Below are 12,781 nucleotides of genomic sequence, written 5' to 3' on the forward strand. Positions count from 1 at the left end.
GTCCATCTGCTGCCGAGTGGTCTCCTGACCCTGGGGGGCGCTTCGGCTCGCCGCAGCAGTGCAGGCCCCGGGCTCTCCCGTCAGGTGCCTGAGGGGGCGCGCTCCGGTGGCTGCCCGCGCCGGAGCCCAGACGAAAAAGGCGCCCCGCAGGGCGCCTTGTCTCACTTATAGGTCCGCGCCAGCCACTTTTCCAGCCAGTGGATGGAATAGTCGCCGTTCTGTATGTCGGGCTCGGCCAGCAGCGCGTGGAACAGCGGTACGGTGGTATCCACCCCATCCACGATCAGCTCGCCCAGGGCCCGGCTCAGGCGCGCCAGCGCCTCCTCACGGTCGCGGCCATGCACGATCAGCTTGCCGATCAGGCTGTCGTAATAGGGCGGGATCCGGTAGCCGTCGTAGATCGCGCTGTCGATCCGCACGCCAAGGCCGCCCGGCGCATGGTATTGCGTGATCGTCCCGGGGCAGGGGCTGAAATTCGGCACCTTCTCCGCGTTGATCCGCACCTCGATCGCCGCGCCGCGGATCTTCAGGTCCTTCTGGTGGAATTCCATCGGCAGGCCCGCGGCAACGCGGATCTGCTCGCGCACCAGATCCACGCCATAGATCGCCTCGGTCACCGGATGCTCCACCTGCAGGCGGGTGTTCATCTCGATGAAGTAGAATTCGCCATCCTCGAACAGGAATTCGATCGTCCCGGCGCCGGCGTATTTCAGCTCGGCCATCGCCTTGGAGACGACGGAGCCGATGCGCTCGCGCTGCTCAGGGGTGATGCAGGGGCCGGGGGCCTCCTCGAACACCTTCTGGTGGCGGCGCTGCAGCGAACAGTCGCGCTCGCCCAGATAGACCGCGCGGCCCTTGCCGTCGCCGAACACCTGGATCTCGATATGGCGCGGCTTCTGGAGATATTTCTCCATATAGACTTCGTCGTTGCCGAAGGCGGCCTTGGCTTCGGAGCGGGCGGTGCGGAACGCAATCTCCAGCTCCTCTTCCGTGAGCGCCACCTTCATCCCGCGCCCGCCGCCGCCGGCGGTGGCCTTGATGATGACCGGATAGCCGATCTCGGCCGCCACGCGCCGTGCCTCGTCGAAATCATGCACCCCGCCTGCGGAGCCGGGCACCACCGGAATCCCCAGCGATTTCGCGGTGTCCTTGGCGGTGATCTTGTCGCCCATGATACGGATATGCTCCGCCCGCGGGCCGATGAAGGTGATGCCGTGGTCTTCCAGCGCCTGCACGAAATTCGCGTTCTCGGACAGGAAGCCATAGCCCGGGTGGATGGCCTGGGCGCCGGTGATCTCGCAGGCGGCGACGATCGCGGCCACGTTCAGATAGCTCTCCGACGACGGCGGCGGGCCGATGCACACGCTCTCGTCGGCCATGCGCACATGCATCGCGTCCGAGTCGGCCGTGGAATGCACCGCGACCGAGGCGATCCCCATCTCGCGGCAGGCCCGGACCACGCGCAGCGCGATCTCGCCGCGGTTGGCGATCAGGATCTTGTCGAACATCGTGCCGCCCTCACTCGACGATCATCAGCGGCGCGCCGTATTCCACGGGCGCGCCATCGTCGATCAGGATGCGCTTCACGGTGCCGGCATGCGGCGCGGGGATGTGGTTCATCGTCTTCATCGCCTCGACGATCATCAGCGTCTGGCCCTGCTTGACCACATCGCCGACCTTGACGAAGCTCGCCGCGCCCGGCTCGGGCGAGAGATAGGCGGTGCCGACCATCGGCGAGGTCACCGCGCCCGGCAGCTTCGCCGGATCGGCCTCGGCCGGGGCTGCGGCAGCAGCCGCCACCGGCGCCGCGATGGCCATGGGCGCGGGGGCTGCCACGGCCGCCGCGACCGGAGCGGCCACGACCGTCGCCTGCTTCACGACGCGCACTTCGAGGCTGTCGTCCTCGCCATACTCCCGAACCACCGAAATCTCGGTGAGCTCATTGCTGTTCAGGAGCTCGGCCAGTGCCTGGATGAAGGCCACGTCGTTTTCATGGGATTGTTTGGTCATGCCGTCCTCGAAAGGTGCTGCGGGTCTTGTCGGCCCGGTCGTTTCGCGCCGGGCTGCCGTATCGTCTGGGCCTTATACGCGCTCCAGCCGGGAGAGGAAAGTGCGGAAGGCCGCGCTGCGGACAGTGCCCGGTTTTGCGGCGCTTTTGGCGGCAAAGCCGCAAAGATCGGCAAATCCGCCGGGCTGCTGCGCCGCGGCGTATTTTACCACTTGATAAAAAATTCAGGCGTGGCAGCGTTGGGTCAACGATAAGCCAGGGAGGTCCAGGTGACCAACAGCCAATTCACGCCGGGGGTGGTTCCCGGGCGGCTGCCGCAGGGCAGCTATGGACAGAATTTCTCCGATGTCGCGCCTCCGCTGGATGCGCATGAGGCGCAGGTGGCGGCGGACCGTTGCTATTTCTGCCACGACGCGCCCTGCATGGAGGCCTGCCCGACCTCGATCGACATTCCGCTGTTCATCCGCCAGATCATGACCGGCACGCCGGAGGCGGCAGCGCGCACGATCCTTAGCCAGAATATCCTCGGCGGCATGTGCGCCCGGGTCTGCCCGACGGAGAACCTCTGCGAAGGATCCTGCGTGCGCGAGACGGCGGAGGGCAAGCCGGTGGAGATCGGCGCGCTGCAACGCTTCGCGACCGACACGATGATGGCGAAGCAGAGCCACCCCTTCAGCCGCGGCCCGGCCACGGGCAAATCGGTGGCGGTGGTGGGCGCGGGGCCTGCGGGGCTGTCCTGCGCGCACCGGCTGGCGATGAAGGGCCATGAGGTCACGGTCTATGAGGCGCGCGCGAAGGCGGGCGGGCTCAATGAATACGGCATCGCCTCCTACAAGGCGGTGGATCATTTCGCCTCGAAGGAAGTGGCCTGGCTGCTGCAGATCGGCGGGATCAAGGTGGTGGAGAACTGGCAGCTGGGCCGCGCGGGCGATGGCGGGCTGGAGGAGCTTCTGGCCGATCATGATGCGGTGTTCCTGGGCATGGGGCTTTCGGGCGTGAATGCGCTACGGCTGGCCGGAGAGGACAAGGCCGGCATCGCGCCCGCGACCGATTTCATTGCCGAGCTGCGCCAGGCGCAGGATCTGGCGGCGCTGCCCGTTGGGCGCGATGTGATCGTGATCGGCGGCGGCATGACGGCGGTGGATGCGGCGGTGCAGGCGAAGCTCCTGGGCGCGCTCAACGTGAGCATCGTCTACCGGCGCGCGCGCGCAGAGATGCCCGCGAGCACGCATGAGCAAGAGCATGCGCTGGCGAACGGGGTGCGGATCATCGAGAATGCGGCCCCGGTCGCGATCCATGGCAATGGCGCGGTGCGCGAGGTGGAATTCGCCTATACCCGCGCGGGGGAGAGCGGGCTGGAGCTGACCTCCGACACCTTCCGCCTGCCCGCCGATCAGGTGTTCAAGGCCATCGGCCAGACATTGGGCGCCACGCCAGAGGCGGTGAAGGTCGCGGGCGGCAAGATCTGGGTCGATGGCGCGGGGCGCACCTCTGCCCCCGGGGTCTGGGCGGGCGGCGATTGCGCCGTCGGCGGCGATGACCTGACCGTGACGGCCGTGGCCGAGGGTCGCGATGCCGCCGAAGACATTCACAGCTATCTGATGGGGGCCTGATCATGGCTGACCTGCGTTCCAATTTCATCGGCATCAAATCCCCGAACCCGTTCTGGCTCGCCTCCGCGCCGCCGACGGACAAGGAATACAATGTGCGCCGCGCCTATGAGGCGGGCTGGGGCGGCGTGGTGTGGAAGACGCTCGGCGCCGAAGGGCCGCCGGTGGTGAACGTCTCCGGCCCGCGCTACGGCGTGATCTATGGCGGGGACCGCCGGGTGATGGGGATCAACAACATCGAGCTGATCACCGACCGCCCGCTGGAGGTGAACCTGCGCGAGATCAAATCCGTCAAGCGCGACTACCCGGACCGGGCGCTGGTGATTTCACTGATGGTGCCCTGCGAGGAGGAGAACTGGAAGGCGATCCTGAAACAGATCGAGGATACCGGCGCCGATGGGGTGGAGCTGAACTTCGGCTGCCCGCATGGCATGGCCGAGCGCGGCATGGGCTCCGCCGTGGGCCAGGTGCCGGAATATATCGAGATGGTGACCCGCTGGGTGAAGCAATATTCGCGCATGCCCTGCATCGTGAAGCTGACCCCGAACGTGACCTCGATCCTGCCGCCCGCCATGGCGGCGAAGCGGGGCGGCGCGGATGCGGTGAGCCTGATCAACACCGTGAAATCGGTGACCTCGGTGAACCTCGACGATTTCTGCCCCGAGCCGATGATCGACGGCAAGGGCACCCATGGCGGCTATTGCGGCCCGGCGGTGAAGCCGATCGCGCTCAACATGGTGGGCGAGATCGCGCGCCATATGGAGACCCGCGGCCTGCCGATTTCGGGCATCGGCGGGGTCACCACCTGGCGCGACGCGGCCGAATTCCTGGCGATGGGTGCAGGCAATGTGCAGGTCTGCACCGCGGCGATGACCTATGGCTTCAAGGTCGTGCAGGAGATGATCTCCGGGCTGGGCGAGTACATGGACCGCAAGGGCTTCGCTTCGGTCGATGAGATTATCGGCCGCGCGGTGCCGAATTTCACCGAATGGCAGCATCTGAACCTGAACCATGTCACCAAGGCGGTGATCGACCAGGACGATTGCATCAAATGCGGCCGCTGCTATGCCGCCTGCGAGGATACCTCACACCAGGCGATCGCGGTGGGCGACGGGCGGGTCTATTCGGTCAAGGACGAGGAATGCGTGGCCTGCAACCTCTGTGTCGATGTCTGCCCGGTGGATTGCATCAGCATGAAGACGTTGCCGCTGGGCACGCTGGATCCGCGCACGGGCCGCCCGGTCGCGCCCTATGCGAACTGGACCACCCATCCGAACAACCCGATGGCGGAGGCCGCCGAATAAGGCCCGGCGAAGCGGCTCCGGGGCTCTGGCCCCGGAGTGGCGGATCGGGAGCCGGGCCCGGCGCAACATCGGGAATGCTGGCTCCGGACGACGTATCGGGGCATGGTGGTCCGGGGAGTGATCCCCGGTGCGATATTGGTGGCGCAGGGCCGGGGGCTCAGCCCCCGACCAGCTTCTTCACCTTCGCGAGCGCCCGGCCGAGCGACCAGCCGGCCCCCTCGACCACATCGGGCGTATCGCGCAGCCAGACGGCGGCATTGGGCCCGAGCACCATCTCGAACCCCTCCATCCGCGCGCCGAGGGAGGGCCCGGCGAGGTCGCCGCGCGGGGCGACCATCGTCACCGGCTCCGGCCCGAGGTTAAAGAAGCAGCTCAGCGTCTCGGCGCCGAGCACCCGGCGGAAGGCCAGCACCGGATCGGGCGCGCTCAGCCATTCCGTGCGCCCGAGCCGCAGCGCCGGGCTCGCGCGGCGGAAGGCCAGCACCGCGCGGTAGTGATGGAGCACGGAGGCGGGATCCGCCTCCTGCGCGGCCACGTTGCGCGTAGCCTGCGCCGGCTTCACCGGCAGCCAGGGGCGAGCGGCGCTGAACCCGGCCTCCGGCCCGCTGTCCCAGACCATCGGCGTGCGGCAGCCGTCGCGGCCCTTGTTCTCGGGCCAGAAGCGCAGGCCCGGCGGGTCGGTCAGCTCCTCATAGCTCAGCTCGGTCTCTGTCTGGCCCAGCTCCTCGCCCTGATAGAGCCCGATCGTGCCCTGGAACGAGGCCAGCATCGCAATCGCGAGCTTTGCCACCGCATCGGGGGCGCCATGATCGGCCCAGCGGCTCACATGGCGGTTCACGTCATGGTTGGAGAAGGACCAGCTCGGCCAGCCATCGGGCGCGCCCGCGAAGAAGCCCTCGATGATCCGGCGGTAATGCGCGGGGGTGAATTCCGGGCCCAGCATGTCGAAGCTGTAGGCCATGTGCAGCCGCTCGCTGCCCGCGGTATAGGCCTCCATCAGGCGCAGCGCGCGCTTCGGGCTGTCGCCCACCTCGCCCACGAGGCAGCGGGCGTCATAGGCATCGGTCAGCGCCCGCAGCCGCTTCAGGAAATCCAGGTTCTCGGGGCGGCTCTTGTCGTAGTCATGGGCCTGCATGTCGTAGGTGGAGACCGGCGGCCAGCGGTCCGGATCGGGGACTTCGGGCGGGTTGTCGCGCAGCTCGGCATCGTGGATGTAGTAGTTCACCGTATCCAGCCGGAAGCCATCGACCCCGCGCTCCAGCCAGAAGCGCAGCACCTTCAGCATCTCGTCCTGCACCTCGGGGTTGCGCAGGTTCAGGTCCGGCTGGCCGATCAGGAAATTGTGCAGGTAATATTGCCCGCGCTCCGGCGCCCATTCCCAGGACGAGCCGCCGAACACGGATTGCCAGTTCGTCGGCGGCGAACCGTCGGGCTTCGGATCGGCCCAGACGTACCAGTCCGCCGTGGCGCCGCGCCGCTTCGACTCCACAAACCAAGGGTGCCGGTCCGAGGAATGGCTCAGCACCTGGTCGATGATCACCTTCAGGCCCAGCTCATGCGCCCGCGCCACCAGCGCATCGAAATCGGCCAGCGTGCCGAACAGCGGGTCGATGTCGTAGTAATCCGAGACATCATAGCCCATGTCGGCCATCGGCGAGCGGTTCACCGGAGAAAGCCAGATCGCATCGGCGCCGAGCCGCGCGACATGCTCCAGCCGTGCGGTGATCCCGCGCAGATCGCCGATGCCATCGCCGTCGCTGTCCTGAAAACTGCGGGGGTAGATCTGATAGATCACCGCGCCGCGCCACCAGTCTTGATTCTGTGTCATGTGCTGCCCCTCTGGCGCCGTTGTCGCATCTTCGCGGTGCCGACGAAACGGGCAAAGTGCCGGGCGGTTTCGCACTCGCAGCAATTTGCCCGGTTCTTGCGCTTGACGCCTCCGCCCCGGCAGGCCCATCAAGAGAGGAGCACAGCACCGAAAGGAATGGCCGTGAAAGATGTCGTCGCCCCCTCCGTCGAGACGCTCCGCAGCGAAATCCTCCGCCACCTGACCTATACGATGGGCAAGGACGCCGAGCATGCCTCGGTCTATGACTGGCGCATGGCGCTGAGCTTCGCCATCCGCGACCGGATCGTGACGCCCTGGTTCGCCGCCACCAAGCAGACCTGGGAGCAGGGCCGCAAGCGGGTCTATTACCTGTCGATGGAATATCTGATCGGGCGGATGCTGGAGGATGCGGCGATCAACCTCGGGATGCGCGCGGTCTGCCGCGAGGCGATCGAGAGCCTCGGGCAGGACTGGAGCCGGGTGGTCGAGGACGAGCCGGATGCGGCGCTCGGCAATGGCGGGCTTGGGCGGCTCGCGGCCTGCTACATGGAAAGCATGGCGACGCTCGGCTGCGCGGGCTATGGCTACGGTATCCGCTACGAGCATGGCCTGTTCAAGCAAGGCTTCGATGGCGGGCGCCAGGTGGAATACCCCGAGGACTGGCTGAAGCAGCGCCACCCCTGGGAGTTCGAGCGCCCCGAAGTGGCCTATCAGATCGGCTTCAAGGGCCATGTGGAGAAGCAGGACGGCAAATCCGTCTGGGTGCCCTCGGAGACGGTCATCGCCGAGGCCTTCGACATGCCGATCATCGGCTGGCAGGGCCGCTGGGCCAATACGCTGCGGCTGTGGTCGGCTAAATCCACGCAGATCTTCGATCTGGCGCGGTTCAACCATGGCGACTATGCGGCCGCGGCCGAGCCCGAGACGCTGGCGCGCACGCTCTCGCGCGTGCTCTATCCCGATGACACCACCTATCAGGGCAAGGAGCTGCGGCTGAAGCAGGAGTATTTCCTCACCGCCGCGGCGCTCCACGATATCATGCGCCGCCATCAGGCCGCGGGGCTGCCGATCGCCGATCTGCCCAAACATGTGGCAATCCAGATGAACGATACCCATCCGGCGATTGCGGGGCCGGAGCTGGTGCGGATCCTGATCGACGACCACGGGATGGCGTTCGATCGGGCGATCTCCACCGCGGTGGAGACGCTGGGCTATACCAACCACACGCTGCTGCCCGAGGCGCTGGAGAAATGGGCGAACTACCTGATGAGCGCGGTGCTGCCGCGGCACATGCAGATCATCGAGATGATCGATGCCTGGCACCTGCGCACGAACCCCTCGCGGCCGCATTACGTGGGCATCGTGAAGAACCACGAGGTGCGGATGGGGGAGCTGGCCTTCATCACTTCGCACAAGGTCAACGGGGTCTCGGCGCTGCATACCGAGCTGATCAAGCAGAACCTGTTTCCGGAGCTGCACAAGCTGCACCCGGAGCGGATCGTCAACGAGACCAATGGCGTGACGCCCCGGCGCTGGATCCGGGCCGCGAACAAGCATTTGTCCTACCTCATCTCCGACACGATCGGCGATGTCTGGGAGGCGGATCTGGACCGGCTGCGCGACCTTGAGGGCTATGTCGAGGACAAGGGCTTCCGCGAGGCTTTCGCCCGCGCCAAGCTCACCAACAAGACTGCGCTCGCGAACTGGATCGGCGAGACGCAGGGGATAAAGATCGACCCGACCGCGCTCTTCGACGTGCAGGTGAAGCGCATCCACGAATACAAGCGCCAGCTGCTGAACATCCTTCAAACCATCGCGGACTGGCACGAGATCCGCTCCAATCCGCAGGGCAGCTACCAGCCGCGGGTGAAGATCTTTGGCGGCAAGGCCGCGCCCGGCTATCAGGCCGCGAAGGAGATCATCCGCCTGATCAACGACGTGGCCGAGGTGGTGAACAACGACCCCTATGTCGGCGACCGGCTGAAGATCGTCTATCCGTCGAACTACAACGTTTCGATGGCGGAGCGGCTGATTCCGGCCTCGGACCTGTCGGAGCAGATCTCCACCGCGGGCAAGGAAGCCTCCGGCACCGGCAACATGAAATTCGCGATGAACGGCGCCCTCACCATCGGCACGCTGGACGGCGCCAATGTGGAGATCCGCGAACATGTCGGGCCGGAGAATTTCTTCCTGTTCGGCCTGACCGCGGAGGAGGTGATGGCGCGCCGGCGGGACCCGGAGCATTCGCGCCACGCGATCATGCAAAGCCAGGTGCTGCAGGACATTTTGCAGATGATCGCCGAAGGCCGCTTCAGCCCGGACGAGCCCACGCGCTACCATGGCCTCGTGCACAACATGTGGCATTCGGATTATTTCCTCGTCGCCTCCGATTTCGAGACCTACCGGGCCGCGCAGGCCGAGGTGGACGCCGCCTTCGGCGACCCGGAGCGCTGGTGGCGCATGGCAGCCTTGAACACGGCGCGGATGGGATTCTTTTCCTCCGACCGGGCGATCCGTGGTTACATGGAGGATATCTGGGGAACTGACTCGGCCCTGTGAGGGGCCTGAGGGGGGGAATTGGCGCTGATCGAACGTTCCGAGGCCGAGGCACTGGCCGAAGGCAGGCATACCGACCCGTTCGCGGTGCTGGGATATCACAAGACGGAGCAGGGCGGGCGTATCGTCGCCCTCGTGCCCGATGCGGAGCGGCTCTGGGCGATGGCCGAGACCGAGACCGAGCTTGCGCAGGTGGTGCCGGGGGTATTCTGCGGCGCCTGGGAGGGCGGGCGCTACCGGCTGCGGGCGCGCAATGCGATCTCCACCTGGGATTTCGAGGATCCCTACCGCTTCGGCCCGGTGCTGGGCGCGATCGACGAGTATCTGATTGGCGAAGGTACGCACCGGCGCCTGTGGGAGGTGCTGGGCGCGCATGTGATCACGCATGAGGGCGTGCGCGGGGTGCATTTTGCGGTCTGGGCGCCGATGGCGCGGCGGGTCTCGGTGATCGGCGGCTTCAACAACTGGGACGGGCGGCGCCATCAGATGCGCCGGCGCGGCGCGACCGGGGTCTGGGAGATTTTCGTGCCCGGGCTGCGCGCGGGCGAGGCCTACAAATACGAGATCCTCGGCGCGGGCGGCCAGCTTCTGCCGCTGAAGGCCGACCCGCTGGGCTTTGGCGCCGAGCATCCGCCCGCGACCTCTTCGGTCGTGCGCGAGCTCGGGCTGCATCCCTGGGGCGATGCGGCCTGGCTGCGCGGGCGCGCCGCGCGGCAGGATATCCATGCTCCGGTCTCGATCTACGAGGTGCATCTGGTCTCCTGGCGCCGGGTGCCGGAGGAGAACAACCGGCCGCTGAGCTACTTTGAGCTTTCGGCGCAGCTGATCGACCATGTGGTCGATATGGGCTTCACCCATATCGAGCTGCTGCCCGTTACCGAGCATCCGTTCGAGGGCAGCTGGGGCTATCAGCCGATCGGGCTCTATGCGCCCACCATCCGCCATGGCCGGCCCGAGGAATTCGCGGCGCTCATCGATGCGGCGCACCGGCGCGGCGTGGGCGTGATCCTCGATTGGGTGCCGGGGCATTTCCCGATGGATGCGCATGGGCTGCGCCGCTTCGATGGCACCGCGCTCTATGAGCATGCCGACCCGCGCGAGGGCTTCCACCACGACTGGAACACGCTGATCTACAATTACGGCCGGCGCGAGGTGGCGAATTACCTCGAGGCCAACGCGCTGTTCTGGCTCGATCAGTATCACCTGGACGGGCTGCGGGTGGATGCGGTGGCCTCGATGCTCTACCGCGACTATTCGCGCCCGCAGGGGGAATGGGTGCCGAATGCGAAGGGCGGGCGCGAGAACCTGGAGGCCATCGCCTTCCTGCAGACGGTGAACAAGGTCAGCTACGGCGAAATGCCGGGCATCATGACCATGGCCGAGGAAAGCACCACCTATCCCGGCGTCACCCGGCCCGCCGACAAGAACGGGCTCGGCTTCGGCTACAAGTGGAACATGGGCTGGATGAACGACTGGCTGCGCTATTTCAGCCGCGACCCGATCCACCGCCGCTGGCACCACAACGACCTGACCTTCGCCAGCTCCTATGCCTACAGCGAGAATTTCGTCCTCCCGATCAGCCATGACGAGGTAGTGCACGGCAAATCCTCGATGATCGGCAAGATGCCCGGGCCGGACCCGGACAAATTCGCCAATCTGCGCGCCTTCTATGCGCTGCAATGGGCGCATCCGGGCAAGAAGCTGCTGTTCATGGGCCAGGAATTCGGCCAGTGGCGCGAATGGGACCATAATGGCCAGCTCGACTGGGATCTGCTCGCCTATCCGCGCCATGCCGGGCTGTGCAACCTCGTGCGCGATCTGAACCGGCTCTATCGCAGCACGCCGGCGCTGCACTGGGGCGATGCGGAGCCCTCGGGCTTTGCCTGGATCGAGGCCGATGATGCGGAGCATTCGGTTTATGTGTTCGAGCGCCGCGCGCCGAAGGCGAAGCCGGTGGTGATCGTCGCAAACCTGACACCTGTGGAACGCACCTTGCGCATCGGGCTGCCGGCCGCGGGGGGATGGCGCGAAATGCTGAATACCGATTCTGCCCATTATGGCGGGAACAACTGGGGCAACCTCGGCCTGATCGTGGCCGAGGAGATCGCTCAGTCCCGCCGCGCGTATAGTGCCGAGGTCTACCTGCCGCCGCTGGCGGTGGTCATGTTCACGCCCGCAGGGGCGTAGGGAGGGATATGTGGAGAACTTTGCCAATCAGCGGCTGTCGTCGCAGGCCATGGCCTTTGTTCTGGCGGGCGGGCGCGGCTCGCGGCTAAAGGAGCTGACCGACCGGCGCGCGAAGCCCGCGGTCTATTTCGGCGGCACCACCCGGATCATCGATTTCGCCCTCTCCAACGCGCTGAATTCCGGCATCCGCAAGATGGCGATCGCCACGCAATACAAGGCCCACAGCCTGATCCGCCATGTCCAGCGCGGCTGGAACTTCTTCCGCGCGGAGCGCAACGAATACCTCGACATCCTGCCCGCGAGCCAGCGCGTGGATGAAACGAAATGGTACATGGGTACCGCCGATGCGGTGGCGCAGAACATCGACATCATCGAGGATTACAACGTCAAGTACGTCGTCGTGCTGGCGGGCGACCATATCTACAAGATGGATTACGAGGTGATGCTGCGCCAGCATGTGGACAGCCAGGCCGATGTGACCATCGGCTGCCTGACGGTGCCGCGCGCGGAGGCCTCGGCCTTCGGGGTGATGGCGGTGGACGCCACCGGGCGCATCACCGAATTCCTCGAAAAGCCCGCCGATCCGCCGGGCCTGCCCGGGGATCCAGAGCACAGCCTGTGCTCGATGGGGATCTATGTGTTCGACTGGCAGTTCCTGCGTGAGCTCTTGATCCGCGATACGGAGGATCCGAATTCGAGCCACGATTTCGGCAGTGATCTGATCCCGGAGATCGTGAAATACGGCAAGGCGATGGCGCACCGCTTCGCCGACAGCTGCGTGAAGACGGGCCTCGAAACCGAGCCCTACTGGCGCGACGTGGGCACCATAGATGCCTTCTGGCAGGCCAATATCGACCTGACCGAATTCACCCCGAAGCTCGATCTCTATGACCGGACCTGGCCGATCTGGACCTATGCCGAGCTTGGCCCCCCGGCCAAGTTCATCCACGACGAGAAGGGCCGGCGCGGCTCGGCGGTGTCGTCGCTGGTATCGGGGGATGTGATCGTTTCGGGCTCGGAGGTGCGCAATTCGCTGCTGTTCACCGGCTGCCGCGCGCACAGCTGGTCCAGCCTCGATCATGTGGTGGCGCTGCCGCATGTGGATATCGGGCGCCATGCGCAGCTGAACCGCTGTGTCATCGACCGCGGCGTGCAGATCCCCGAGGGCCTCGTGATCGGCGAGGATCCGGAGGAGGACGCGAAATGGTTCCGCCGCAGCGAAGGGGGCGTGGTGCTGATCACGCAATCCATGCTCGATCGCCGCGCGGCGGCCCTGGACTAGGAGAAA

At 66.2% G+C, this 12,781-nt stretch carries 8 protein-coding genes; 5 read left to right on the forward strand and 3 right to left on the reverse strand.

Annotation, left to right across the window (positions count from 1 at the left end):
- Positions 1 to 161: 161 nt before the first annotated feature.
- Positions 162 to 1,508, reverse strand: coding sequence for an acetyl-CoA carboxylase biotin carboxylase subunit (gene accC, locus ACOMG5_RS09690; protein ID WP_420343591.1), 1,347 nt, complete (start codon positions 1,506 to 1,508; stop codon positions 162 to 164).
- Positions 1,509 to 1,518: 10 nt separating this feature from the next.
- On the reverse strand, positions 1,519 to 2,010 hold the full coding sequence (accB, locus tag ACOMG5_RS09695) for an acetyl-CoA carboxylase biotin carboxyl carrier protein (RefSeq protein WP_420343592.1): 492 nt from the start codon (positions 2,008 to 2,010) through the stop codon (positions 1,519 to 1,521).
- A 267-nt stretch (positions 2,011 to 2,277) separates the two neighbouring features.
- On the opposite strand from accB, the gene ACOMG5_RS09700 reads away from it, so the two are divergent.
- Positions 2,278 to 3,621 carry an NAD(P)-dependent oxidoreductase gene (locus ACOMG5_RS09700; RefSeq protein WP_420343593.1) on the forward strand — a complete coding sequence of 448 codons (1,344 nt, stop codon included), beginning with the start codon at positions 2,278 to 2,280 and terminating at the stop codon, positions 3,619 to 3,621.
- 2 nt (positions 3,622 to 3,623) lie between these two features.
- Positions 3,624 to 4,922: an NAD-dependent dihydropyrimidine dehydrogenase subunit PreA gene (preA, locus tag ACOMG5_RS09705; protein WP_420343594.1), complete on the forward strand. Its 1,299-nt coding sequence runs from the start codon at positions 3,624 to 3,626 to the stop codon at positions 4,920 to 4,922.
- A 157-nt stretch (positions 4,923 to 5,079) separates the two neighbouring features.
- Here preA and ACOMG5_RS09710 read toward each other — a convergent pair whose 3' ends face one another.
- Entirely contained in the window at positions 5,080 to 6,750 is a 1,671-nt protein-coding gene (locus ACOMG5_RS09710; RefSeq protein ID WP_420343595.1) for an alpha-amylase family glycosyl hydrolase, read from the reverse strand.
- Between the two features lie 156 nt (positions 6,751 to 6,906).
- Here ACOMG5_RS09710 and ACOMG5_RS09715 point away from each other — a divergent pair, with 156 nt between their 5' ends.
- The 3 genes from ACOMG5_RS09715 to glgC are packed head-to-tail and all read left to right on the forward strand — an operon-like array spanning position 6,907 to position 12,775.
- Positions 6,907 to 9,309 (forward strand): glycogen/starch/alpha-glucan phosphorylase, encoded by a 2,403-nt coding sequence (locus tag ACOMG5_RS09715; protein WP_420343596.1) that lies wholly within the window; start codon positions 6,907 to 6,909, stop codon positions 9,307 to 9,309.
- A 24-nt stretch (positions 9,310 to 9,333) separates the two neighbouring features.
- Positions 9,334 to 11,493: a 1,4-alpha-glucan branching protein GlgB gene (gene glgB / locus ACOMG5_RS09720; protein WP_420343623.1), complete on the forward strand. Its 2,160-nt coding sequence runs from the start codon at positions 9,334 to 9,336 to the stop codon at positions 11,491 to 11,493.
- Between the two features lie 10 nt (positions 11,494 to 11,503).
- Entirely contained in the window at positions 11,504 to 12,775 is a 1,272-nt protein-coding gene (gene glgC, locus ACOMG5_RS09725) for a glucose-1-phosphate adenylyltransferase (RefSeq protein ID WP_420343597.1), read from the forward strand.
- The last annotated feature ends 6 nt before the right edge of the window (positions 12,776 to 12,781 follow it).

This window comes from Paenirhodobacter sp. (assembly GCF_041916475.1).
In the GTDB taxonomy this organism is placed as follows: domain Bacteria; phylum Pseudomonadota; class Alphaproteobacteria; order Rhodobacterales; family Rhodobacteraceae; genus Rhodobacter.